The organism is Rhodococcus sp. P-2, from assembly GCF_016598535.1.
Classification (GTDB): domain Bacteria; phylum Actinomycetota; class Actinomycetes; order Mycobacteriales; family Mycobacteriaceae; genus Rhodococcus_F; species Rhodococcus_F baikonurensis.
Genome location: NZ_CP066779.1, coordinates 4,660,820 through 4,686,492, shown reverse-complemented (window position 1 = coordinate 4,686,492; position 25,673 = coordinate 4,660,820). Strand labels below are relative to the sequence as shown.

General features: G+C 62.7%; 19 protein-coding genes. 11 read left to right on the top strand and 8 right to left on the bottom strand.

Going from position 1 to position 25,673, the window contains the following annotated elements:
* The 4 genes from I7X09_RS22035 to I7X09_RS22020 all read right to left on the bottom strand — a co-directional run bounded on the left by I7X09_RS22035 (nucleotide 1) and on the right by I7X09_RS22020 (nucleotide 7,962).
* Nucleotides 1-1,389 carry a sensor histidine kinase gene (locus tag I7X09_RS22035; protein ID WP_200313682.1) on the bottom strand — a complete coding sequence of 463 codons (1,389 nt, stop codon included), beginning with the start codon at nucleotides 1,387-1,389 and terminating at the stop codon, nucleotides 1-3.
* 121 nt (nucleotides 1,390-1,510) lie between these two features.
* Complete coding sequence (locus I7X09_RS22030) at nucleotides 1,511-2,908, bottom strand: serine hydrolase domain-containing protein (RefSeq protein ID WP_200313680.1); 1,398 nt, start codon at nucleotides 2,906-2,908, stop codon at nucleotides 1,511-1,513.
* Between the two features lie 20 nt (nucleotides 2,909-2,928).
* Nucleotides 2,929-6,297, bottom strand: coding sequence for a serine hydrolase (locus tag I7X09_RS22025; protein WP_200313678.1), 3,369 nt, complete (start codon nucleotides 6,295-6,297; stop codon nucleotides 2,929-2,931).
* Nucleotides 6,298-6,351: 54 nt separating this feature from the next.
* Nucleotides 6,352-7,962, bottom strand: coding sequence for an ABC transporter substrate-binding protein (locus tag I7X09_RS22020; protein WP_200313676.1), 1,611 nt, complete (start codon nucleotides 7,960-7,962; stop codon nucleotides 6,352-6,354).
* 162 nt (nucleotides 7,963-8,124) lie between these two features.
* On the opposite strand from I7X09_RS22020, the gene I7X09_RS22015 reads away from it, so the two are divergent.
* From I7X09_RS22015 to I7X09_RS21995, 5 genes are all read left to right on the top strand, one after another.
* A complete protein-coding gene (locus tag I7X09_RS22015) occupies nucleotides 8,125-9,285 on the top strand; it encodes a pyridoxal phosphate-dependent aminotransferase (protein ID WP_234036673.1) in 1,161 nt (386 codons plus the stop codon).
* 64 nt (nucleotides 9,286-9,349) lie between these two features.
* The gene (locus I7X09_RS22010) at nucleotides 9,350-9,958 is read left to right on the top strand and encodes a TetR/AcrR family transcriptional regulator (RefSeq protein WP_166811564.1); all 609 of its coding nucleotides are present in this window, start codon (nucleotides 9,350-9,352) and stop codon (nucleotides 9,956-9,958) included.
* Between the two features lie 92 nt (nucleotides 9,959-10,050).
* A complete protein-coding gene (gene purB / locus I7X09_RS22005) occupies nucleotides 10,051-11,472 on the top strand; it encodes an adenylosuccinate lyase (RefSeq protein WP_200313672.1) in 1,422 nt (473 codons plus the stop codon).
* Between the two features lie 65 nt (nucleotides 11,473-11,537).
* On the top strand, nucleotides 11,538-11,951 hold the full coding sequence (locus I7X09_RS22000) for an HIT family protein (protein WP_124568782.1): 414 nt from the start codon (nucleotides 11,538-11,540) through the stop codon (nucleotides 11,949-11,951).
* A 55-nt stretch (nucleotides 11,952-12,006) separates the two neighbouring features.
* Nucleotides 12,007-13,395 (top strand): DUF1254 domain-containing protein, encoded by a 1,389-nt coding sequence (locus tag I7X09_RS21995; protein WP_200313670.1) that lies wholly within the window; start codon nucleotides 12,007-12,009, stop codon nucleotides 13,393-13,395.
* A gap of 13 nt (nucleotides 13,396-13,408) precedes the next feature.
* Here I7X09_RS21995 and fes read toward each other — a convergent pair whose 3' ends face one another.
* Nucleotides 13,409-14,644: an enterochelin esterase gene (fes, locus tag I7X09_RS21990; protein WP_200313668.1), complete on the bottom strand. Its 1,236-nt coding sequence runs from the start codon at nucleotides 14,642-14,644 to the stop codon at nucleotides 13,409-13,411.
* Nucleotides 14,645-14,710: 66 nt separating this feature from the next.
* Between fes and fepB the strand changes: the two genes are divergently transcribed.
* From fepB to I7X09_RS21975, 3 genes are all read left to right on the top strand, one after another.
* Nucleotides 14,711-15,706 carry a Fe2+-enterobactin ABC transporter substrate-binding protein gene (gene fepB / locus I7X09_RS21985; RefSeq protein ID WP_234036672.1) on the top strand — a complete coding sequence of 332 codons (996 nt, stop codon included), beginning with the start codon at nucleotides 14,711-14,713 and terminating at the stop codon, nucleotides 15,704-15,706.
* A 111-nt stretch (nucleotides 15,707-15,817) separates the two neighbouring features.
* On the top strand, nucleotides 15,818-17,131 hold the full coding sequence (locus I7X09_RS21980) for a sensor histidine kinase (protein ID WP_234036671.1): 1,314 nt from the start codon (nucleotides 15,818-15,820) through the stop codon (nucleotides 17,129-17,131).
* Nucleotides 17,128-17,790 carry a response regulator transcription factor gene (locus I7X09_RS21975; RefSeq protein WP_050655447.1) on the top strand — a complete coding sequence of 221 codons (663 nt, stop codon included), beginning with the start codon at nucleotides 17,128-17,130 and terminating at the stop codon, nucleotides 17,788-17,790. The genes I7X09_RS21980 and I7X09_RS21975 overlap by 4 nt, the downstream gene beginning before the upstream one ends.
* 96 nt (nucleotides 17,791-17,886) lie before the next feature.
* On the opposite strand, the gene I7X09_RS21970 is transcribed toward I7X09_RS21975, so the two are convergent.
* Nucleotides 17,887-18,819 (bottom strand): tyrosine-protein phosphatase, encoded by a 933-nt coding sequence (locus I7X09_RS21970; protein WP_200313664.1) that lies wholly within the window; start codon nucleotides 18,817-18,819, stop codon nucleotides 17,887-17,889.
* Between the two features lie 250 nt (nucleotides 18,820-19,069).
* On the opposite strand from I7X09_RS21970, the gene I7X09_RS21965 reads away from it, so the two are divergent.
* From I7X09_RS21965 to I7X09_RS21955, 3 genes are all read left to right on the top strand, one after another.
* A complete protein-coding gene (locus I7X09_RS21965; RefSeq protein WP_124568777.1) occupies nucleotides 19,070-20,104 on the top strand; it encodes an ABC transporter substrate-binding protein in 1,035 nt (344 codons plus the stop codon).
* Nucleotides 20,105-20,259: 155 nt separating this feature from the next.
* The gene (locus I7X09_RS21960; RefSeq protein ID WP_019747067.1) at nucleotides 20,260-21,153 is read left to right on the top strand and encodes a phosphoribosylaminoimidazolesuccinocarboxamide synthase; all 894 of its coding nucleotides are present in this window, start codon (nucleotides 20,260-20,262) and stop codon (nucleotides 21,151-21,153) included.
* The gene (locus I7X09_RS21955; RefSeq protein WP_200313662.1) at nucleotides 21,150-23,264 is read left to right on the top strand and encodes a S9 family peptidase; all 2,115 of its coding nucleotides are present in this window, start codon (nucleotides 21,150-21,152) and stop codon (nucleotides 23,262-23,264) included. The genes I7X09_RS21960 and I7X09_RS21955 overlap by 4 nt, the downstream gene beginning before the upstream one ends.
* Nucleotides 23,265-23,309: 45 nt before the next feature.
* On the opposite strand, the gene I7X09_RS21950 is transcribed toward I7X09_RS21955, so the two are convergent.
* The gene (locus I7X09_RS21950) at nucleotides 23,310-23,999 is read right to left on the bottom strand and encodes a response regulator (RefSeq protein WP_003945570.1); all 690 of its coding nucleotides are present in this window, start codon (nucleotides 23,997-23,999) and stop codon (nucleotides 23,310-23,312) included.
* Nucleotides 23,996-25,582: a sensor histidine kinase gene (locus tag I7X09_RS21945; RefSeq protein ID WP_095971419.1), complete on the bottom strand. Its 1,587-nt coding sequence runs from the start codon at nucleotides 25,580-25,582 to the stop codon at nucleotides 23,996-23,998. Before I7X09_RS21945 ends, I7X09_RS21950 begins: the two co-directional genes overlap by 4 nt.
* Between the last annotated feature and the right edge of the window lie 91 nt (nucleotides 25,583-25,673).

The window sequence follows — 25,673 nt, the reverse complement described above, 5'->3', positions numbered from 1 at the left end:
TCAGTCGGTCGGTAGCGGAATCGTCACCTCGAATCGACTCCCGCCGCCGGCACTCTCGCCAACGGTGATGGTTCCGTGGTGCGCCGCAACAATTTCCGACGCGATGGAGAGCCCGAGTCCGGAGCCACCTCCCTGCCTCGACCGCGGCTGGTCGAGGCGGACGAAGCGTCCGAAGATTCGTTCGCGTTCTGCTGCAGGGATTCCGGGCCCGTCGTCCTCGATCACGATCTGGGCGTCGTGGCCGTCTTCGGAGCATTCGAGATGCACCATGGTCTCGGCGTGCCGCACTGCATTGTCGACCAGGTTGCGCACCATACGCGCCAACGCTCTCGGGTCCCCGGAGACGCGAACCGGAGCAACACGGGCGGTGACCGCGATCTCCGAGATACCGTCGATCCGCTTCTGCTCGGCGAACAGAATGTCGTCGAGGTCGACGTCCACGACGGTACCGACGGATTCGAGTTCGCTTTCGTCCGAGCGCGCGAGAATCAAAAGATCCTCGATCAATTGCCGCATCCGGCGCGCCTCGGGGAGTAGTGCGTCTTCGATCAACGCGTCGTCGAGGAGATCCGGGCGTCGGTGTGCCAGTTCCAGAGCCGTCGTGATCGTGGACAGCGGACTGCGCAACTCGTGTGAGGCGTCGCTGACAAATCGTTGTTGAGCAAGTGCACCCTCGTCGAGGCGCGCGAGCATGTCGTTCATTGTTGTTGCCAGCCGGGCTATCTCGTCGTTCCCGGACGGAACCGGAACTCGTTCACCCTGGCGCCCACTCGAAATCGAGGCAACGCGAGCGCGGATGCGTTCCACGGGAGCGAGAGCCGAACCCACCAGGCGGTACGTGGCGAACGCGGCAAGTCCCAGAACCAGGGGCCCGGCTATGGCCAGCAGAACGGCAACAGTGGTCACCACGGTTTCAACGGGTTCGCGGTCGGCGCCGACGAACACGGTGACCGGTCCGGTCGGCGTCTGCGCGCCGCGTCCGATCAGCCAGTAGTCTTCGTCGTCGGACTTCTTGACCCTCCCGTAGGCGTCCGACTCGTCGGGGCCGAGAAGCTGTTCCGACAGTAGGCCGCTCTCGGTTCCGGGAGACTGGGCCGCTATTCGATGATCGGCGTCGACGATCTGAACGATTCCGACCTGACTGTCGGTGGACAGGAGTGACGGGTCGAGATCGGCTGGGCTCTTTCCGCTGAGTTGCTGGACCAATTGCGTGGCGCGAGCTTCGGAACTGTTCAGTGCGGATAGATGGAGGGAGTTCGCCAGTACGAAAACCAGTGCAAGCCCGGCGATCACCAGGCAGAAGGCGATCACGAGCGTCGATGCCACGGTTGTCCGGGCACGCACGCTCCACCGGGACGGGTGCAGAATCGACTCGCCGATGACGTTCATGGCGTCCAGTCTGTACCTTCGCGGCTGTGTACATGCAAAGGCTGTGTACATGTAAAGGCTGTGCATATACAAGGACGGGTGACGCGGCCTCGTGATCGGACCGCGTCACCCGTCTAGAGGATCAAGCCACTCGCTTGGCGGTTCGGCCGCCGAATTCGAGCATCACGGCGCGTCCCGTGTCGTCGGTGACGAAGCGTCCCAACGTCCGCGTGGTGTCGGCGCGTGAAGCGAAGTCGAGGTCGTTGAGGAAGGCTATAGGGATCGCCGGCGGCCAGACGATGTCCTCGTATTCGCCGAGGTCCTGCGCACTGCCCATGCGGACGCCGATTCCCTCGTCGCCGGGGGCGACGGTCATCGTCAGGTTGCCGGCCTGGTACTTGCCCAGGACGGCGTCGACGGCCGACGGAGCGGGTTCGACCACGTCGAGAGATGCCGGAGCGGGCAGTTCCGCGAGGTTGGCCATGCACCAGTCGACGATCTTCTTGCCGATTCCGCCGCCGAGTGCGTTGGTGAGCACGGTGACGGCGAAGTTCTTCTCGGGCACCGTCAGGAACTCGGAGACCTGGAGGTTGCTGACGTTTCCGCCGTGCCGCACTACCTGGGTGGTTCCGTATCGAGTCAGCAGCCAGCCGATGCCGACCTCCTCGAACATCATCGCTGCGGGACGTTGCGGCTTCTGCATCAGCAACCGGGTGGACTCGTCGAGCGGCTGTCCCTCACCGGGGTGTTCGCCCGAGAGTGCGTAGCGTGCCCAGACGAGCTGATCGCGCACCGAGGACCACATTCCGCCGCAGGGCGTCATGCCGCGGTCAAGCCCCGTCTCGTTGGACACGAACGGCTCACCGTCGCGGATGTAGTGGCCGAGTGCAAACCGGTGAGTCATCACGTCCCAGGGCAGGAACGCCGAGTTCTTCATGTCGAGTGGGTCCAGAACGCGCTGCTTGACCAACTCTTCGAAGGTCAGTCCGCTGATCTTGGCCACGACGTATCCGGCGAGAACGAACCCGGAGTTGCTGTAGGAGAAGACTTCTCCGACGGGAAATTCCTGTCGCAGTTCTTTCAGCCGTGAAATCGACCGGCCCAGGGCGTCTTCGCCCCAACCGGCCGAGAGGCTGGCGTCGCCGGTGAATCCGCCGGTGTGCGTCAGGAGGTGACGCATCGTGACGGTGCGGGTGGCTTCGTCGTCGGCGAGGGTCAGTTCGGGGACGTACTCGATCAGCGGGGTGTCGAGATCGAGAAGGCCGTCCTCGACCAGTGCCATCGCGGCAGTTGCAGCAAAAACCTTTGTGGTGGAACCGATCATGAACATCGTCTTGTCGGTGACCGGGAGCTGGGTTTGGATGCTCTCGATGCCGCTGGTGACGACGATGTCCTTGTCGCCATACACAATTCCGACCGAGACGCCGGGGATGTTCGCCTCGACCCTCCACTGATCGACGAGTTCCTGAAGCTGTTCTTGCATCTTTGATTCCTCGAGTTCGCTGGCGTTCGGTGTTTCGGCGTTCTGTGTTTCCGTCATCGTATGTGTATCGGTCGTCGTCACGCGTTGACCCGTGGTAGGAAGCGGAATCCGACGTACACGCCGTCGCGGTGCGGCCGTACCGTCGTCCAACCGGCGGCCCCGGGTTGACGGGTGGTCCAGGTCCCCGGAATCTGGGACGGCACGAGAGTGGCTACCGTTGCAGGCTTCTTCGGAGCTGTTTCGTCTTCCTCGGGATTCGGGATGACGTCACCGATGACGGTGATCACGGCTTCGTCAGCGGACTCTCCACGGCGGAACTCGATTGCTATTCCGCCCGAGCTGTACTTGCCCAGAACCGAATCCGGAATCGACTCCACACTCGCGGGGTTCGGGGCGAGGGCTTGCGGAGGTTCGAGTCCGACCAATGCGGCTGCGGCTTCGGTGAAGAGATCACGATAGAGGCCGTCGGCCTTCCCGCCGCTGGTCAGCAACGCGATCGCGACATTGTGGCGGGGGAAGATGCGCAGATACGCATGCTGCCCTATGGTGCTGCCGTCGTGGCCGAAAATCTCTTCGCCCGACCAGGTTTCATGGAACCAGCCCAAGCCCCAACCCGACTTGTCCGGGAACAGATCGCTGATGTCGATCTCGGGTGTACGCATCGCGGCGGCTGATTTCTCCGACACGATTCGTACGCCGTCGACGCTCCGACCTTCGAGAAGACCGAGTTCGGCGAACGTGAGCAGGTCTCCGATGCTGGCGGTGATGCAGCCGGCCGGCCCCATCGAGCGCGTGATCGGCCAGACGGGCATCACGACGGAGTTCCCCGTATGACCTGCGGCCACAGAGTATCTCGGAGCATCTCCGGTCAACGTGAGTGTGTGCGCGAGACCGAGCGGGTCGATGATCCGCTCCTTGAGGATGTCGTCCCAGATGCCGCCGCGAAGAACCTCGACGATACGAGCTGCCAGGACGTACGCGGAGTTCGAGTACGCGAAGCCGTCCTCGAGTGGATGAACCTGGCGGAAGTCGCGCAGGCCCTCGACGTAGCGTTCGACGACGTCGTCTCCGCGCCCCTTGTCGATGAACAGGTCACCGTCGATTCCGTTGCGATGGTTCAGAAGTGCCCGAACCGTGATGCGGGCAGCTGTTTCCTCGTCCTGCAGTGCGAAGTCGGGCAGGATCGACCGGACGGTTGCGTCGAGGTCGAGCAAACCTTCGTCGACCAGTTGCATGACCAGCATTGCGGTCCACACCTTGGTGATGGATCCGATCTGGAACAGGGAGTCGGTGGAGACCTCGACCCCGGTGTCTGCATTGATCACGCCGGAAGCCACCGTCGTACGGGTGATTTCCTTGCCGCTGGAATCGAGTGTGAGAATACCGAATTGAGCACCGGTGACGCCGTAACGCTCACACAGTACGTCCAGTGAACGCTTCCAGGCATCGGCTCCGGCAGAGGCGTTGGCCAAGCCGGTCTTGGGCAGCTTCGCGGAGGTGTATCGCTTGACCCACTCGATGAGCCGTGTGCTGTAGTCGATTCGGTGCGAGATCGAGCCGTTGACGAGGAACCCGTGGCTTGCACCGGGATACGCCACCAGTCGGGTGGGTACATGCTGCTGGCGCAGTGCGGCGAACCAGGCCTCGGCCTGGCCCAGCGGGCACCGCTCGTCCGACTTTCCGTGCAGGATCAGCGTCGGAGTCACCACGTTCTTCACGGCGGCGAGCGGTGAGGCAGCCAGGAGCCCCGCGGAGTTCTCGGGAACAGTGGTGCCGGTCGCGAGCGACGCGAGGTGGGGACCGAAATCGCAGACCCCGGCCATGGCGTTGAAATCGCAGATCAGGCCGCCGGCTACCGCGGCGGCAAAACGATCTGTTGCCGACGTCAGGTGACACGTGCTGTATCCGCCGTAGCTGTACCCGGTGATCGCCAGTCGGTCCCCGTCGACAAGTCCCTCGGCGACGAGCGCGTCGATCGGCTCGAGGAAGTCGGCTTGGTCCGAGGTACCCCAGGCGCCGTTGACGGCGTACATGAAGTCTGCACCGTACCCGTCCGATCCACGTGGATTGAGGGTCAGGATGCGCCAACCCTGCGCGGCGAGAACCTGGTGGGCGGGGTGATAGGTATCGGCAACGCCGGTCCACGCGTTGTGCGGTCCGCCGTGAATGTCGAGCAGAAGGGGTGCGGCGCCACTGGTTTCGGGAGCGGACAGCAACCAACCATGCACGGTACGGCCGTCGGAGATGGTGAATTCGCGTTCCTCGGCGGCAAACAGGGTCACCTCGGGGAGCGCTTCTGCGGTGAATTCTGTCAGCGTGGTGACATCGCCGCTGTCGAGATCGACGAGCGCGACCTCGCCGAAGGACTGCTGTGTGGTGATGATGACGGAGGCGACGCGGGCGTCACGGGCAACGGAGAGCGCCGAGACGACCTCGTTGGGATTGGCGACGAGGGAGCGGGAGGTACCGGTTTCGATGTCCGCTGCATACAGATGCGTCCATCCGCGATCGCGGAGGCAGAACACGATCTCGTCGCGAGTATTCGACAGTGCCGGTGTGCCACCGGGGTAACCAGGCGCACCGGGCATCACGTTTCGATCGAGATGAGCGGTGAGAGTGACGTCGACCGGTGTTTCGGTAGGGCCGGGGACGGACAGACGGATCAGGTCTGCAGTTCCGACACGGACCTCGGGGGTGCCGATGGCGACAACCGAATCTCCGTTCGGGTGCCACAGTGTTGAACCCTGCACTCCGGTGGCGTGACCGAGTCGCTGCGGCGGAACCGACAGATCGTCGACGAGGACGCGGTAAGCGCTGAAGGTGAGGTTCAGATCGCTGTCCGATTCGAGATTGGCGGTGAAGGCAAGCGCCGTGCCGTCGGGTGACCAGGACGGCACGTCTGCATTCCAATCACCGTCGGTGAGCCGCCGAACCGCCTTCGTCTCCAGATCGACGGTGTGCAGGTGGCGCCGGAAGGTGCCGAGCCAACCGGCGCCGTCCACCTTGTATCCGAGCCGGTCGGTGACGATGGGTGCATTCGGATCGGTGGAGTCCGAACGTGAGACCACTGCGGCGAATGCAATGGCTTTGCCGTCCGGGCTCCAGGCCGCTGCGCCGGCGCCGAGGGGGAGTGATGCTGCTGTGGTGAGGGTTTCGGCCTCGCCGCCGGCGAATGGGATCAGGTGCAGCTGCGCGGAGTCGCCGACCTTACGGAGGAAAGCGATCGAGGTTCCGTCCGGAGAGAACCGAGGGGCAGAATCGGCGGGCCCCGTAGTGAGACGGCGAGCCTGGGAATCGCGGGACACTGCCCAGAGCGATGTAGTTGCCTTTCCGGCAACAATTTCCGAGCGAACGAAGACGACCACGGTGCCGTCGGGAGAGAGTGCGGTTTCGGTGGGCGTGACCACACGGTGGAGGTCGTCGAGAACAAATGGACGGTCAGTCATGTAGATCCTTCGAATCGGAGAAATAGATGCAGACGTAAAGCTTTGTCTTCCGGCTTATTTCAGAACTCGGATGCCTGGGCCCGCCAGGGTGCCACCAATCGGCGCGTACAGGGACGTCGCACCGTTGAAGAACATGAAGTTCGGCGACGTGGACACCGGAACGACGTCAGAAGAGGTGAACAGCGCCTGTTCCGCTTCCTTCCATACCGAGCAGGATTCCTGGCCGGGCAGAACCGAGGCCTTCGCAGCCAGTTCGGTGTATTCGGGATTGTCGATCGATGCGAAGTTGACTCCCGCAGGCGGGACAGGGCCGGAGAAGTACGGAACGAAGATGCTGGGAGTGTCACTCTGAACGGTGAGACCGATCGAGATCGACCAGGACGTGAGGTCCTTTGCCGCGAACGTGTTGGAGATGATGAAGTTGTTGTCACCACCACGAAGTTCTACCTTCGCGCCGAGTTCCTGCCACTGCTTCATCGCGTATTCTGCTGCTGCAGAGGTGGTATCGCGGTAGTTGGCAAAGATGACGGTCAACTGCAGCGGTTGACCGTCCTTGGTCAGAACGCCGTCCGATCCGGGCTTCCAGCCGGCGTCGGCGAGGGTCTTCTTCGCCGCGGTCATGTCGAACTTCGGAACTACGCCGGTCACACTGTCGTAATCACATGCTCGCGGATCGACAACGGCCAATGCCGTAGCGCGCGAACCCTTGCCACCGGTGTTGATGTCCGTGTAGTCGTCGAGATCGATTGCCTGCACGAGCGCGCTGCGCACCGCTTCGTCCTTGGTGGGAAGAGCAGCATTGTGGTTGAAGATGAACTGCCCGCTCAAGGTGTTCGACGTCATCGATTCCAGGCCGGACGCTTCCACACGTTCGATATCCGCACCGGCCACCGGTGCTGCGTTCACCGTTCCGGTGAGGACCAGGTTCGCCGTCGTCGCCGCGTCGGTCACGATCTTGATCGTGACGGTCTTGGGCACTCCGAGGGTGTCCGACGTGGTTTCGCCGTTCGGTCCCCAGTTGTATCCGTCGCGGCGCTCGAGCGTGACGTGATCGTTGGCCACTACTTCGGTGACCTTGAACAGGCCGGTTCCGTTGCTGCTGCTGCGAACACTGGCGGGGTCGTCGAGTGCTGCCTGGCATGCCAGTTTGAGAGCACCGATGCGCTCGAGCAGGAAGGGCGCAGGTTCCGCTGTCTTGATCGTGAGCTCGTCGCCGTCAGCGGTTGCTACCGCAGTTTCGGGTACCGACGCTCCCAGCCACGGCGAGCCGTTCGTCTTGTCGACGACCCAGTTGATGTTGTTCGCCGCTGTCTGGGCAGTGAACGTCGTGCCGTCTTCACACGTGATCCCCTTTTTGAGGGTGAAGTTCAGCGAAGTTCCGTTCTCGCTCCATTTTTCGGCCAGATACGAGCCCGCTGTACGGGTTTTGGGGTCGATGGCCAACAGCGAGTCGTTGGTATAGCTGTTGATTGCCTGCGTGGCAGTCAAGTTGGTGATCAGAGGATGAAGGTTGCCGGGGTCGGTGTTCACGATCGTCGTGAAACTGCCGTCCTTGGCGTAATCGCCGGAGGACTCCCCTCCAGGATCAGACGAACTTCCGCACGAGGCAACGGTGAGCACGCCGATCGTGACCAGAGCCGCGGTGGGCACTGAGCGAACTTTCATCTGATGCACCTTTTGATCGAAGGAAGTCGTTGATCAATGTTGCGCGAGAGACGTGGCCCAGGTCTCGTTCGATCGACTCACACTGAGCGCCTGAATCTGTCGGATCGTCACTATCGGCAGTCGTCGTTTTATGCGGAACCACAGTTCGGCTACCGTCGGGGTGTGCGCTCAGAATCTCGTCGATCAGATATTCAGACCTTCCATGTCATGGATGTATGGAAGGCCGCGACCGAACGTCAGCGGACACACGGCGACGTTCTGACGTTGGCTGCCGGTCAACCGTCGACTCCCGCGCCGGCACCGGTGCTACGTGCGACGCGAGAGATTCTGGGCACCGAACTACTCGGATACACCGAAACTTTCGGGATCCTGCCGCTACGCGAAGCTATTGCGCGCTACCACAGCGAGCGATCGGGGATTGCGGTCGACGCCGAAGACGTGGTGGTGACGACCGGTTCGTCCGGGGCGTTCACCTTGCTCTTCCTCGCCGCGTTCGACGAGGGGGACACCGTTGTGGTTGCTCGCCTCGGCTATCCCGCGTACCGCAATACCCTTGCCGCTCTCGGCTGCAACGTCGTCGAACTCGACTGCGGGCCGGCAACCCGATACCAGCCGACCGTGGACATGCTGGAGGCTTTGCCGTCGCCGCCTGCCGGTCTGATCGTCGCCAGCCCCGCAAATCCGACGGGCACGGTGATCTCGCCCGACGAGTTGGCCGCCTTGGCGGCGTGGTGCGACGAGCACGGAACTCTTCTGATCTCGGACGAGATCTACCACGGCATCGGATACGGCGATCAGCACACGTCGAGCGCCTGGGAGACCTCACGCGAATCTGTTGTGATCGGCTCGGTGTCCAAGTACTTCTCGATGACCGGTTGGCGGCTCGGGTGGATGTTGGTGCCGACGTATCTGCGACGCCCGCTGCAGAGACTCGCGTCGAACATGACGGTGTGCCCGCCCGCGATCTCGCAGTACGCCGCGATCGAGGCGTTCTCGGACGAGGCGAAGATCGAGTTGGACGGGCACGTTCAGCGGTACGCCGTCAATCGTGAACTGCTGTTGACCGGCCTGCCGAAACTGGGCATCACCGAGTTGGCCCCGGCCGACGGTGCGTTCTACGTCTACGCGGACATCGGCCATCTGTGCGGCGACGAGGGCGCCACCGCGTGGTGTGCCCGGTTGCTGACAGATACCGGGGTCGCGCTGGCGCCGGGAATCGATTTCGACACCGTCCACGGAAACCGGATGGTCAGACTCTCGTTTGCAGGCGCAACTGCCGACATCCAGGAGGCACTGATCCGCCTCGAGAAGTGGCTCGGGTAACAAACAGCAGGGTCTTCGAGCTGTTTCGCCATGCGGAGGTGCCCCATGCTGGCACGATGTCGTGGTGTCTTCCGCAGCTACGCCCAAGGGTGAACGACGTCGCCAGGCTCTGGTGGCGTCCGCTGCTGAACTTTTGCTGGAGGGTGGGTTCGACGCCGTTCGTCACCGCGCCGTAGCCACCAGAGCCGATCTTCCGCTGGCGTCGACGACCTATTACTTCGATTCACTCGACGATCTGATCGCGTGTGCTGTCGAGCTCAACGGCAACGCCGACATGGAAGCGATGCGCGCCAGAGTGGCTGCGGTGACCCAACGTCGGCGGGGCGCGGAATCGACGGTCGAACTATTGGTCGAGTTGCTGCTCGGCGACGAAGAGAAGCGGCCGGAGAGTCGCGAACGATTGATCTCGCGCTACGAACGATTTGTGGCGTGTGCCCGTCATCCCGCACTTCGTGACGTGCAGCTGCGCCTTCGCGCCCAGCTCGACGAACTGTTGACCGATGCGCTCCGGCGTTCGGGCCGGTCGGCTCCCGAGGGGCAACTGCGTCGTCTTGTCGCGATGGTCGACGGCGCGATGATCACGGCGCTGGGGGAGTACGACCCGGACCCGCGGGGGTTGGCGCGTGGAATGCTGTTGGAATCGATCGACGTGATGGCGCCGCCGGTCGTCTAGCTGGGGGGTGACAGCTGCTCCAGCTCGGGGGTAGACAGCTGCTCCAGCTCGGGGGTAACAGCACTGCTCGGCCACCGTTAGACTGAGGCCTCGTGAGCCGCATCCCGAATGTCCTTGCCAACCGTTACGCCAGCCCGGAGCTTGTTGCTCTGTGGTCTCCCGAGTACAAGATCGTGCTCGAGCGCCAATTGTGGGTGGCGGTGTTGCGTGCGCAGGCAGAGCTGGGCATCGACATTCCGGCCGACGCGATCGCCGACTACGAGCGCGTCATCGACAACGTCGACTTGAAGTCCATCGCGGACCGCGAGCGGATCACCCGTCATGACGTGAAGGCACGCATCGAGGAATTCAACGCACTCGCCGGACACGAACAGGTCCACAAGGGCATGACCAGCCGCGACCTCACCGAGAACGTCGAGCAGTTGCAGATCGTGCGTTCGCTCGAGCACGTCTACAACCACGGCATCGCCGTCGCCGCCCGCCTGGGTGAGCGCGCTGCCGAGTACTCGTCCATCGTGATGGCCGGCCGCTCGCACAACGTCGCAGCTCAGGCCACCACCTTGGGTAAGCGTTTCGCTTCCGCGGCCGACGAGCTTCTCGTTGCACTGACGCGTCTGCGCCAGCTCATCGACCGCTACCCGCTGCGCGGGATCAAGGGTCCGATGGGTACCGCTCAGGACATGCTCGACCTTCTCGACGGCGATGCGGCCAAGCTCGAGCAGCTCGAAGCGAAGGTCGCGGAGCACCTCGGATTCGCTCACGTACTGACCAGCGTCGGCCAGGTGTACCCGCGTTCCCTCGATCACGACGTCATCTCGGCGCTCGTCCAGGTCGGCGCCGGCCCGTCGTCGTTCGCACACACGATCCGCTTGATGGCCGGCCACGAGCTGGTCACCGAAGGCTTCCAGCCCGGTCAGGTCGGCAGCTCGGCGATGCCGCACAAGATGAACACCCGCTCGTGCGAGCGCGTCAACGGTCTTCAGGTGATCCTGCGCGGCTACGGCTCCATGGCAGCCGAGCTTGCGGGTGCACAGTGGAACGAGGGCGACGTCTTCTGCTCCGTCGTGCGCCGTGTCGCGCTGCCGGACGCGTTCTTCGCGATCGACGGCATGTTCGAGACCTTCCTGACCGTGCTGATCGAGATGGGTGCGTACCCGGCCGTGATCGAGAAGGAACTGACGCGGTACCTGCCGTTCCTCGCGACGACGCGAGTCCTCATGGCTGCCGTCCGCGCGGGCGTCGGACGAGAGACCGCACACGAGGCGATCAAGGAGAACGCCGTCGCAGTTGCACTGGCGATGCGTGAAGAGGGCAAGGAGCCCGATCTGCTCGATCGCCTCGCCGCCGACGACCGTTTGCCGCTCGACCGCGCTGCACTCGACGAGGCTCTTGCCGACAAGGCCGCTTTTGTCGGCGCCGCTTCGGCTCAGGTCGATGCCGTTGTCGCCGAGGTGCAGAAACTTGTCGACGCCAATCCCGAAGCTGCGGCGTACGCGCCGTCGCCGATTCTGTAAGGGCTACGCCCCGTGCGCCTTTTCGGTGGCCGTCACTACCGAAAAGGCGCACCGGGTCGAAGAGCATGAACTGCATCTTCTGTTCCATCATCGCTGGTGAGGCCGAGGCCAGTGTTGTCTACGACGACGCGAATGTTCTTGCCTTCATGGATATTCGGCCGTTCACCTCCGGCCATCTCCTGGTCGTGCCGAAGCGCCACGCCAGTGGATTGTCCACGCTCGACCCCGACGACGGCGCCAGGATCTTTGCCGTCGCGCAGAAGATTGCCGCAGCGATGCGTACCGGCCCCCTCCCCATCGACGGGGTCAACCTGCATCTCTCCGACGGAGCTGTTGCGGGGCAGGAAGTCTTCCATGTTCATCTGCACGTCATTCCGCGCAATCGCGGCGACGGGTTCGGTCTGCGCGCGCTTCCTCGCACACCCAATCGGGCAATACTCGACAGCACGGCTGCTGTCATTCGCGGCGCGCTGAACTAGAGGTTCACCCGGTGCGGGTGATTCGCGCCGAGGTTTCTTTCAGCACCATCTGGGTATGGCCGACATCGAACTGACGTATTCCTCCGGAGTGGTCCCCAGGGACGCAGAGCTTCCCGCTCGCGAGAACATCGCAACGGTGTTCGACGAGCTCGACTTCCAGACTGCGGTCCAGGCGTACCTGTGGGCCATCCCCATCGTCTCCTGGGCGCAGTGGATGGACGTGCATACCAACATCTTCGGAGCAACCGCGTCGGATATCGTCGTCTATCGATCGTATCGCGATCGACTGGGGCTGATCACCGCCAACGCGACGACGCCGTACATCTTGAACTTCTTCGATCTCGGTGTATCGGGGCCGTTGGTGATCGAACTGCCGCCGGGTCCGACAGCCGGGGGTATCGCGGATTTCTGGCAACGGGAAGTCGCAGTGCTCGGTGAGATGGGCCCCGACGCCGGCAAGGGTGGCAAGACAGTGGTGGTCGGCCCAGGCCAGAGTGCTGAAGACACAGGTGAATACACCGTCGTCCACTCCCCGATGATGCACATCATGTTCGGCTTCCGCACGCTCGATCCCGACCCGGCGCGTTCGAGTGCGTTGGTCGAGGCAGTGCGCGTCTACCCCTACGCCGATCGCGCGAATCCGACTCCCACTCGGCTCGTCTCACCGGACGGCAAGCCCTGGAGCGGAATTCAGCCGCGAGGTCTTCGCTACTGGGAGCTCCTACACGACATCGTGCAGGACGAACCCGTCGAAGAGCGCGACCGCTTCCCGATGGCGTGGCTTCGGCAGTTGGGGATAGAGAAGGGCAAACCGTTTGCCCCGGAAGATCGCTTGCGGAAGATCTTGCAGCGGGCCGTCGAGGTGGGGGAGGTGTTCGCGCAAGCGAATGCATTCGTCAAGCGGTTCCCCGGTTCGCGCTACTGGCCCGATCGTCAGTGGGACTTGGCGATTGTTCTGGACAACTCTGCTCAGCGGGCGGACAACTACGACGAGTTCTACGAACGCGCGTCGTGGTTCTACGAGGCAGTCAGTTTCTCGGAGGCGATGAAGAGTACGACGCCGGGGCTCGGCCAGGCGTATCTGGGTAGTTACTCCGATACCGACGGCCACTGGTTGGACGGAGGAAAGAGTTACACACTCCACGTGCCCGCCGATGTCCCGGCAAAGCTCTTCTGGTCCGCGACGGTCTACTCGATCGACACCCGGTGCCTGATCGACAACGAGCAGGGCAGAGGCGACCGTGGTTCGCGAGATCCCGATCTTGTTGTCAACGAAGATGGTTCAGTGGATCTCTACTACGGTCCTACTGCCCCGGAAGGGAAGGGATCCAATTGGGTTCAGACCATTCCGGGCCGGCACTGGTTCTCGTACTTCCGCTTCTACGGACCTCTCGAGCCCTATTTCGACCGGACATGGAAGCTTGGTGACATCGAGCCGGCCTAGAGCGTTGTCCGTCTCACGGACTGCCGATCAGTTCGACAACGGAGTCCAGAAGGGCACTGCGCCAGCACAACCAGTCGTGGCCGCCGTCGAAGATCCGATACGACACTTGGGCTCCGGCGGCCTCCAACGCCTGGGCGACCGCTGCGCTGTGCCCGACCATGTCGGACTCGTGCTTACCTACTTCGAGGACAACGCGTAAACCGTCCGGCACGCCGTCGCGCTCGATGCGTGCGGCTATGTCTCCGCCCGCCGGGCCGTCCTTGCCGCGCTTCAAACCCGTTGGCCACCAGAATGATCCGGACCCACTGGCGACCAGAGCGAAGTGTTCGGGAAATTCGAGTGCTGCGAACATCGAGGACAGACCGCCGAAGCTCTGCCCCGAGACGACGGTTCGCGTTCGATCAGATGAAAAGGGTGCGACGGCGCGTACCTGCGGAAGCAGTTCGTTGACGACTGCACTCCAGTATTCGCAGTTGCACGGCAATTCCGTCGAACGACGTTGATTGTCAACGGAGTCGATCGCCAGCAGAACGCAGGATTTCAGTTTGCCGGTCTGGACTGCACGATCGAAAGCGGCACCCGCGGGCATGACCTCGGCCCAGTGGCGCCCGTCGAGAAGAATCACGAGTGGGCGTTCTTCGAGCGGTGTCAGCCCGTCGTCCACGGTCTCGTAGATCCACACCGGTCGTTCGACGCCTAGAGCCGAACTGTCCCAGGCGAGCTGCACCGACTTTCTGAAAATCGGAGCATCCCAGCCGAACTGGACCGGCGCCGAGGGCATCTCGGCGACGGAGCGTCTTGTGTCCACGCCCGCGGAGAGCGGATTGAGCGGGTCGGCGATTCGGTGTTCGAGCAACCCCAGCCATCGGGTGCGGCGAGTCGTGTCTTCCTTGCCTGCTCCGGGATAGTCGAGTTCGTCGACTACGGACTTCGGTACCGGGATGAAGCTGTAACTGCTACGCCAGGTGTTCGAGACTTCGGTGGCGTAGAACCACACCGGACTATCGCCGATCCTGTGCATCACGCTGAGCTGTTCCGCGTGGTGGTCGGTCAGCGAGTTTGCATCCAGGTAGACGCGCTCGACCTCCATCTCTTCGGGCTGCCGCCAGAGGAATGTGACCCGAACTGTCTGTGGATCAACGCTTTCGATGATCGGCGTGCCCTGTTGCACTATCCGGTTCCAGAACGTGTCGATGTCGGGCGAGGCCGCGAGGGAAGCGGACAGATCAGTCGCCGGCTGGGTTAGCATGAGCACAGCCTAACCTAATTTGATGGGCTTTTGAATTCGAGGAGTGGTCCGCCAGTGGGCGTCACAATGAAAAAATCACGCACCCTGAAGGTGCTCTCCGCAGTCTTGGTCGCAGGGTTCGCCCTCGTCGGATGTAGTTCTGCGGATGCCGATTCCGATGCTGACTCAGCTGTATCGCAGGGTAATTGGCCGCGCACCGTGGAAACGCCGAAAGGGCCGGTGGAGATCACGTCGAAGCCGGAGAGAATCGTCTCGACCAGTGTGACGCTGACGGGCACACTGTTGTCGATCGACGCTCCGGTGGTGGCTACCGCATCGACAGGACCGAACACCGATGTGTCCGATGCGCAGGGATTGTTCACACAGTGGGGCGACATCGCGCGAGAACGCGGACTTGCCGTGTTGACGATGGGCGGCGCGAACGCAGAATCCGTTCTGGCTCAGAACCCGGATCTGATCGTCGTCTCGGCGACAGGCGGTGACTCCGTCGTCGACCTGTACGAGCAGTTCACGGCCATCGCTCCGACGATCGTGGTGGACTACGGCGGAAGCAGTTGGCAGGAAGTTGCCTCTGTTCTGGGTAAGGCGGCAGGTCTCGAAGACAACGCCGCGGCTACCGTCGCGAAATTCGACAACGCAGTAGAGGCTGCCAAAGCCGAGATCACGCTTCCACCGCAGCCGACCACTGCGCTGGTCTACTACGAGGACGGCAGCGGTGCCAATATCTGGACGCACGAGTCCGGGCAGGCGAAGTTGCTCACGGCGATGGGTTTCACTGTCGCCGACATTCCCGAGTCCGCGAAGAGCAGTGAGTCCATGGGCAAGCGTAAGGACATCATTCAGGTCTCGGCCGAGAACCTCTACGACGGTATCGCGGGCAACACCCTGATCTTGGTCAGCGCCGACGACGGTGCAGTGAAGGCGGTCGAGGCACTTCCCCTGCTGGCCCAGCATCCGGCAATTCGTGATCACCACGTCTACGCCGTGGGGCTGGACACCTTCCGTCTCGACTACTACAGCGCCACCAATATGGTGAACCGGTTGGTCGAACAGTTCAGCTGATCCATAAGTACTAGTACTTTCACCCCGAACTAGTCCTTTGGTCGTAACCGAGAATCGAACATTCCCTTCACGTTCGTCGAATGTGGGACCAAGTGGTGCGCGCATGCCACCATGAACGTCAATCACTGGATGCGGAATGGGGAGTGGATGTTCGACTCGGCTGGTCAGAATGCCCCGGGGCAAGCCCTGACATCGCGAGGGTGGGGACGTTTCAACCTGAGCAACCCGGCTACGGCGGCCGTGATCGTCGGACTGCTGAGCGTGCCCTGGGTATTCGGCCTCGCCAGTCTCAAGACTGAACCCGAGACGAGCAATCGAGTGCTGAGCGATCCGGCGACCGTCGTCGGCATCATGGGTTTCCTGACGGCGCTGACCGTGGTGGCGTGTGCGCGCCGTCGATACCCGATCGCGTACTACCTACTGACGCTGGCAGGATCCGGCGGGTTGATGCTCTTCCTCGGCAGTCGATCGCTCGGGGCAACGCCGCTTTTCTGGTTCGCGATCATGGCAGTGTCCATCCGGGTGACAGGCATGCGCTTGGCCGGACTGTTGGTCCTCGGAATGGCGATGGACGTGATCTTGGCGATGTATCTCACCGAACGGGACGGGCTGACGGTCGCCGAGGTTCAGGTGGGGGAGTTGCCCCACCTGTTCCTCGAACCGGCGGCAAACACCGTCACCAGTTTTCTGGTTGTCGCCGCCATGGGAAAGATCGTCGCGCGCCTGCGAAAGCAAGCTGTGGAGAACAGTCAGGCAGTTGCGGATCTGCACCGGGACCGCGAACGCAAGATCGCGAATGCCGTTGTCGCCGAACGTCAGGACATGGCACGTGAGTTGCACGACGTCGCGGCTCACCACATGACCGGCATGATCATCCAGGCCCGTGCCGCCGACAAGTTCTTCTCGAGCAATCCCGAACAAGCGCAAGCCCTCCTGGGCGGCGTCATCGAGCAGGGGCAGCGAGCCCTCAACAGCTTGCGGCAGATCGTGGGGATACTTCGCCTGGGTGAGGAAGACCCCGATTTCCCGACGCCCATGGTCTCCGACATCGACGAGTTGGTGGACGACTGCAGGCGCACCATCTCGTCGATCTCGCTGGAGAAGGTCGGCCGCTTCGACGACCTGGACAGCGGAGTTCAGTTGACCTGCTACCGCATCGTGCAGGAAGCGTTGTCGAACGTCCTTCGTCATGCGCCGGGCAGTGAGTCCAAGGTGTGCCTGAGCCGAGAAGCGGGCGCGGTGAGGGTACGGGTGATCAACACTCTCGGTAATTCTCGCCCGGCCTCCGACGGGCAAAACCTCGGAATTGTGGGAATGCGCGAACGCGCGACGCTCATGGGTGGTCAACTGGACGCCGGACCGAATTCGGAAGGTGAGTGGGCTGTGCAGGCACTGGTGCCGGTGAACGGGAGGATCAACGCATGATCGATGTCCTTATTGCGGACGACCAGCAGGTGGTACGGCAGGGTTTCGAACTGTTTCTCTCCGGTCACCCCGAAATTCGCGTCGTCGGGCATGCCAAGACGGGAGTCGAGGCGTACGAGCAGGTGCGTGCACTGCGTCCGGATGTCGTGCTGATGGACATCCGCATGCCGCACGGCGACGGATTGACTGCGACCCGGGAAGTTCTTGCCGAGTTTCCGGCAACCCGCGTCATCGTGATCACCACGTTCGATCTCGACGAGTACGTATTCGAGGCACTCGACAGCGGCGCCGCCGGGTTCTTGCTCAAAGACGCCGATCCCGAGGAACTCTCGTCGGCAGTGTTGACCGTGGCCGAGGGTGGCTCGGTGCTCTCGCCGAGATTGACCTCGAGACTGATCGTGGAGTTCGCGAGGCGCAAGCCTGCACCCATGTCCACAGCGCGCTCCGGATCGGATCACGGTCTCAGTGCACGTGAAATGGATGTGGTGCAGTTGCTGTCACAAGGCTTGGGAAACAACGACATCGCCGATTCCCTCAGCCTCGAGCAGAGCACGGTGAAGTCGCACATCAGCAACATCTGCAAGAAGCTGCAGGTGCGTACCCGTGTGCAGATCGTCATCTGGGCGTACCGAAACAACGTGATCGCCGTATCGCGCTGACGCACGGGGCGCTGCGGCGCATCCGGCACGGCACGGGCAGAGAAGTGCACGTGCCCCGGGCTCGACCCCACGTCGAACCCGGGGCATCTGTTCGGCTCAGCCCAGCAGTTTGGCTTTGAGTGCCATGACAGTTGCCGCACTCAGGCCCAAGCCCTCGGTCAGGTAGCGATCGACCGACCCGTAGGTCTGGTCCAACTGTGCGAGGCCGGCATCGAGATAGCTTGCCTCGACACCCAATAGGGGCTCCATGTTGACGGCCATCTGCTCGCCCAAGCTCGCCGCAATGCCCGCGCGCGTGGCCTTCATGCCTTCGGCCGTGTACTCGTTGGTCAGGAGGTAGTCGTTCATGATCACCGAGCGGTCGACGCCGGCGATGCTCAGTAGGAGAAACGATGTCCAGCCGGTGCGGTCTTTGCCTGCGGTGCAGTGGAAGACCTGTGCGCCTTCGGTTTCCGCGAGGCCTGTGAGCAACTGCGCGAATCCGGCTCGTTCCGTCGCTCCGGTGACGAAGGCGCGGTTCATGTCCTGCATCATCGATCGAGAGTCCTCGGGGGACTTGATCTTCGCGACCATCTCGGCAATGTTCCCGGACAGGATCGGAATGTTCTCGTACGCAACCCCGTCGGGCAGGACATCCGGCTTACTGGCGATCTCGGGTTCGGTGCGCAGATCGTAAACCTTTGTCAGCCCAAGCTTTTCGAGAATGCTCATGTCATCGCCCTTGGGCGTGATCGCGTTCGCGCGGTAGAAGACCCCCTTGTTGACGGGCAGACCGAAAGTTCCCGAGTATCCGGCGCCGGTGCCTGCGACATCGCGGAAATTGTCGATCCCGGTCAGCCGCGGGGCATCTGGGGTCTGCTCGGCACTGCCGAAGTCGCTGGATCCGAGATCCAGCGAGCCGAACTGTGGAGCCGAGGGGGCAGGGTCGGCCTGTGCGATCGAGGCGCCGAAGCCGGTGATGAGAAAGCTACTGGTCAACGCAATGGCCGCGGCAGACCGTAGTGAGCAGGTACGCGTGGATCGGGACATGTGTGAGCCCTTCGTCGAGCGGAGAGAGTGGCGAGTCGATGAGGTATCGCGAAGGCAAGGTAGCGAGTTCGCGTGTCCGATTCGAGAGGAATCTTGCTTTGCTCCCTCTCAGTGGGAGGCGTGCTGCTGTGAGCGTGAGCGGCTCGGGAGGCGCAGTTCATTCCTCGAGACCTGTGTTTGTGCAAACTCCCGCCGCCCTGATATTGGTTAGCCTCACCAAATCAATTCCGGAGCAGTCCGGTGCGTTCAGATGGAGTTCAACATGCGGGTTCAAGGTCTGTCGCGGTTTCGCCGCGCAGTGGTGATCGGTGCAGCAGCTGCGCTGGCGGTCGGCGTCGCCGGCTGCAGCAACTCCGAGGAGGCATCGTCCGAATCGTCGACGACAGCCGCGAGCTCGCAGACCCGTGTCTTCGAGGCGCAGAACGGATCCATCGAGATCCCGAGCGACCCGCAGCGGATCGTGGCCTGCGGATATGCGGTCCTGCCGCTGATTCAGGCGGGAGCGAACCTGGCTGCGGTATGTGAGTGGACCCGTGAACTCGGCAACATGGACGACAAGACCAAGGCCGCTTACGAAGCTTTGCCGAAGGTCGCGCCCGACGGCAACGTCTCCCAGCTCAATTACGAGGGGATCGTCGCTGCCGAGCCCGATCTGATCATCATGGGCGTTCCCGCTCGTGTCGAAAGTCAGCTGGACATGGCTCAGCTCAAGGCTGCCGCTCCCGTCGTCTTCCTGGGACCGACGGTTCCAGCGGACTGGCGAGTGCTGGGCGAGCAGTTCGCCGACGCCGCGAACGTCTCCGACACCTACGGAGAGTTCAAGGACGACTACGACGCCAAAACTGCCGAGCTGGCCGCGAAGTACAAGGACAAGCTCGGCGCGCTGAGCTTCGGCGGCGTGTGCAACGTCTGCAAGCCGGAGGCAGGCACCTTCTCACGCGAGTACGCGTCTTCGTACACGACGAATCTCTTCGACGGACTGGGGCTGCAGTTCCCCGGCACCCCCGCAGACCCGGCCGACATCCACGTCGAACAGGTATCCATCGAGAAGATCGGCGAGAATCTCGGAAATGTCGACGTGATCGTCTACGGCCTCAACGCCGACGGCTCGATGTCGCCCCAGTTGCAGGAGCTGGTCAATTCCGAGCTGTGGAAGGAATTGCCCGCAGTGAAGGCCGGCAACGTCGTCCAGGTCCGGCATTCGTTGGCCGCGACCTATCAGACGGCCCTTCTGACGCTGGATTCGATCGACGAGGGCCTGTCGAAGTTGCCCGCAAACCAGTAGTTCATCGACTGTGACGGTGGCCTCTCGCCTGCCGGCGAGGGGCCACCTGCATATCCGGATGAGCAGGGCGGACAGCTCTCCGAACGGCGAGGACGCTTACCCGTCCCGGCTACCGGGGTTCTGTACGAACTGCGAACGCCCGATAGGGTGACCGGGTGCGTCCTACACTTGATTCCTACACTCATCTGGCCGGTGGCAAGGTCCGTGACCTTTACACGATCGACGACGAGCATCTGCTGCTTGTCGCGAGTGATCGGATCTCGGCCTACGACCACGTGCTCAGCACACCGATCCCGGACAAAGGCCGCGTTCTCACAGCGATGAGCGTGTTCTTCTTCAACGTCCTCGGTGGCACCAACCACCTGGCCGGCGAGCCCGACGACGATCGCATCCCGGAAGAGGTTCTCGGCCGCGCCCTCGTCGTGCGCTCCCTCGACATGGTTCCCGTCGAATGCGTCGTCCGTGGCTTCCTCACCGGCTCCGGCCTGGTCGACTACAACAACACCGGAGCAGTGTGCGGCGTCGCGTTGCCCGAGGGCCTCGTCGAGGCGTCGCGGCTGCCCGATCCCATCTTCACCCCGGCGTCCAAGGCTGCCCTCGGTGATCACGACGAGAACATCAGCTTCGATCAGGTAGTGGAGAAGGTGGGTCAGAAGCTGGCAGTCCAGCTTCGTGAGGACACCCTCGACGTCTACGCCCGCGCCTCCAACTTCGCGGCCGATCGCGGAATCATCCTGGCGGACACCAAGCTCGAATTCGGCCTCGACTCCGGTGGAAACCTGGTACTCGCCGACGAGGTTCTCACCCCGGACTCCTCGCGCTACTGGCCTCTCGAAGGCTACGAAGCGGGCAAGGTGCAGCCCAGTTTCGACAAGCAGTTCGTTCGCGACTGGCTCACGAGCCCCGAATCGGGTTGGGATCGAAGCTCGGACACGACACCTCCGCCGTTGCCGCAGGAGATCGTCGACGCGACTCGTGCCCGCTACATCGAGGCGTACGAACGCATTTCCGGGTTGTCCTTCGACGATTGGGTCGGTCCCAGCGCATGAGTCTGATCCCGCCGGTCGCAAAGAAGGTCCCCGTCGAACGTACCCATCACGGACACACGTTCGTCGATGACTACGAGTGGCTGCGGGACAAGGACAACGCCGAGGTAGTCGCGTACCTCGAAGCCGAGAACGCGTACACCGACGAGCAGACGGCCGCTCTCGAGCCGTTGCGCGAGAAGATCTTCCAGGAGATCAAGTCGCGGACGCAGGAAACCGACATGTCGGTGCCCACTCGCATGGGTAAGTGGTGGTACTACTCGCGCAGTGTGGAAGGTAAGTCGTACACCGTCCAGTGCCGGTGTCCCATTGCCGGTGAAGACGACTGGACTCCGCCCAACCTGACACCTGGCGTCGAGTTGGCCGGTGAGCAGATCCTCATGGACGGCAACGTCGAAGCCGAAGGGCACGAGTTCTTTTCGCTCGGGGCGTTCTCCATCAGCGAGGACGGCACGTTGCTCGCGTACTCGGTGGACATCGTCGGAGACGAGCGGTACACCTTGCGGTTCAAGAACCTCGAGACCGGCGAGATGCTCGCCGACGAGATTCCCGACACCGCACCTGGTGCCACCTGGGCGATCGATCACAGTCATGTCTTCTACATGACCGTCGACGACTCCTGGCGCCCGGACACCGTGTGGCGTCACATGCTGGGAACGCCGCAGAGCCAAGATGTTTCGGTGTTCCACGAGCCCGACGAACGGTACTGGGTTTCGGTGGGGTCGACCCGCAGCGAAAAGTACCTGATGATCTGGGTCGGTTCCAAGGTGACCAGCGAAGGCTGGATGCTGGAATCGGCGAACCCGGAAGGCGACTTCCGCGTCATCATCCCGCGCCGCGAGGGCGTCGAGTACGGGGCCGAACACGCGGTGATCGGGGGAGAGGATCGCTTTCTCATTCTCCACAACGACGTCGTCGACGGCGTCAAGGCCGAGAACTTCGTCTTGGTGGAAGCTCCCGTGTCGGATCCGACGAACATGACGACGCTGATCGAGCACAGCGCGGACGTTCGTCTGGAAGAAGCCGAAGCCTTTGCCGGACACCTCGTGCTGAGCTACCGTCGCGAGGCGCTCACTCGGGTTGCCGTGTGGCCGTTGACCGCCGACGGCTACGGTGAGCGTCACGAGATCGACTTCGACGAAGAACTCTTCAGCATCGGTATGGGGTCCAACCCGGAATGGGCGCAGCCCACCATCCGGCTCGGATTCACGTCGTTCATCACTCCCGGGCAGGTGTACGACTACTACGTCGCCAGTGGTGAACTGGCACTGCGTAAGTCGCAGCCCGTTCTCGGTGACTTCGACGCGAGCAACTACGAGCAGCGTCGCGACTGGGCAGTGGCCGACGACGGCACCCGCATTCCGCTCTCGATCGTCAGGCGCGTCGGTGCGCCCGAAGGTCCAGCGCCGCTGTTGTTGTACGGCTACGGTTCCTACGAGGCGAGCATCGACCCGTCGTTCTCGGTTGCCCGCTTGTCCTTGCTCGATCGCGGTGTCGTCTTCGTCGTCGCACACGTGCGCGGCGGCGGCGAGATGGGCCGTCACTGGTACGAAAACGGCAAGACGCTCACCAAGAAGAACACCTTCACCGATTTCGTTTCCTGCGCACAGCATTTGATCGACACCGGTGTCACGTCGGCCGATCGAATGGTCGCCGACGGTGGTAGTGCGGGTGGACTGCTGATGGGCGCCGTCGCCAACCTCGCTCCGGAACTGTTCGCCGGCATCCTCGCCAACGTTCCGTTTGTCGACCCGCTGACGTCGATTCTCGACCCGTCGCTGCCGTTGACGGTCATCGAGTGGGACGAATGGGGAGATCCGCTGCACAACAAGGATGTCTACGACTACATGCACTCGTACAGCCCGTACGAGAACGTGGAAGCCAAGGACTATCCCGCCATTCTTGCGATCACGAGCATCAACGACACCCGCGTTCTGTACGTGGAGCCGGCCAAGTGGGTCGCAAAACTGCGCGCCACGAAGACCGGTGACGCTCCGCTGCTTCTCAAGACCGAGATGAGCGCCGGACACGGCGGTGTCAGCGGTCGCTACGAGAAGTGGAAAGAGGTCGCGTTCGAGTTCGCCTGGGTTCTGGATACCGTGGGCGCGAACTAGCTTCTGCACCAATCAGGTTCGGTGACCCTCAGGTTCGGTGACAAGTCAGGTTCTGCGGTAACGAACCTGAGGGCGTCCAGCCCGCCCGTACTCGGTCTCCCGGGTGAGCATGCCGTCGTCTGCCAGCTTTTCCAGGTAGCGCCAGGCTGTCACCCGGGACACTCCGACCGACGCTGCCACCTCGGCCGCAGTCACGGGACCTTCCGAATCCCGAACAGATGCCGCGACAAGTCCGAGCGTTTGAGATGCAAAGCCTTTCGGCGCCGCTGCTCGATCGTCGGACGTTCGTAGTGCGGACATCGCTCGGTCGATGTCGTGTTGGCTGACCGCAGACTCTCCAGCGGGCAGGGCAGCACGATATTCGAGGTAGCGCTCGAGCTTGTCGCGGAACGCTGCGAAGGTGAACGGCTTGAGGAGATAGAGGACGATCCCGCGAGCCACGGCGCTTCGAACCACCTCGAGATCGCGCGCCGAGGTGACCGCGATGATGTCCGGACTCGGGCGTAACCCGCCCAGGGCGGAAGCCACGTCGAGACCGCTGGCGTCGGGCAAACCGATGTCGAGCAGGACCAGGTCGATGGGCTGGTCGGTGGCGTTGGCCGCCGTAACTGCACGCACGGCGGCGTTCCCGGAATGAACCACACCGTGGACCACGAACTCCGGCACGCGCTCGACGTACGAACGGTGCGCCTGCGCGATCAACGGTTCGTCGTCGACTATCAGTACACGAATCATCGCGGTGTTTCCGCCTCGCGCAGAGGTATGCGGACTACCAGCATCGAGCCCATCGCAGGTTCACTGGTGAGCGTGCCGCCGTGCCGTTTCACCACTTGCGAGACGAGCGCGAGACCGAGTCCGCGAGAGCCGGATTTTGTGGAGTAGCCACGGCCCTTGGCCTTTTCGAGTGCTTCGGGTGTCATTCCCGGGCCGCTGTCGGCGACGGCAACAACCATCATCGAGTCCTCTTCCATTACCGTCACTTCCACCCACGGAGACTCGCTCGCGCGCGATGCGTCAATAGCATTGTCCACGAGATTGCCGACCAGCGTGACCAACTCGCGTGCATTGAGCGAAGGAACCGGGCCGAGCGCAGTGTCTTCCGTGATGGTCAGGTCGACACCGCGTTCGGTCGCTTCGCTCATCTTGCCGAGCAGTAGTGCGGCCAGTGCCGGCTCGTGGACCGCATTCATCAGACGATCTATCAGCTGTTGAGACACCCGCAATTCATTGGTGGCGAAGGCCACTGCGTCGTCGTTTCGCCCCAACTCGACCATCGTGATGATCGTGTGCAGACGATTTGCACTCTCGTGGGCTTGCGATCGAAGCGACTCGGCAAAACTACGTACCGAATCCAATTCCCCGAGTACGTTCTGCAGTTCGGTGTGATCGCGAATTGTCAGCACCGTGCCAATTCTGTTGCCCTCCCACTCAACCGGGTGTTGGTTGACCACCAGCACACGCTTGTCGGTGAGGTGCACTTGATCTTTTGCGGGAGAGGCATCGTCGACCCGCATGGTCTCGGGGATGGATGAAAGTGGCACGGGCCCTTCCGGTAGATCGAGGAGGCGACGTGCTTCGTCGTTGACGATATCCACTCGCGCATCGTTGCTTCGGCCTCGCCCGATCACCACCAAGCCCTCACCGATGCTGTGCAGGACGGCGTCGTGGTGTTCGTACATGGTGCGGAGTTCGTCCGGCGCCATCCCCAGGGTCTGTCGCCTGATACGCCGACTCACCAGAAGTGAACTCAGGAGGGCGGCAAGTAGACCGCCGCCGGCAACGAACAGGATGACCGGAACACTTTGGGCGAACTGCTTGCTGATCTGCTCGCGCGTGACACCGGCGGAAACCAGACCGACCAGGGTTCCACCGGAATCGTAAACCGGAGTGACTGCGCGGATCGACGGCCCCAGCGACCCGGCGTACGTCTCCGTGAAGGTCGCGCCGGCGAGTGCGCGGTCGATGTTCCCGGTGAACAGTTGGCCGATCAGTTCCGGGCTCGTGTGTGTGAACCGAGTGCGATCCGGCGCCATCACCACGATGAAATCGACGCCGGTTGCCTGTCGGATTTTCTCGGTCTGTGGTTGCAGAATCGCAGTCGGGTCCGGACTCGTCAGGGCCGCCGCCGTCGAATCCGACAGGGCGAGAGTCTGCGCTATCGAGCTCACCTGCCTGCGGATCGCGTCATCGCTGTCGCGGCGTTCGTCGACAACCGCGAGCGCAGCCCCCACGCCGATGACCAGCGCCAACAACGCCAATTGCAGTATCAGGATCTGCCTGGCGACGCTCATACGTCGGCCGGTCTTTCGTTCGACCATCGAGCGCCTCCTGAACGTAATGAACACAAACTTCCGGGCCCACCTGTTTGCAACAAGAATTCTCCACGACTCGAAGTGATCCCGATCACTT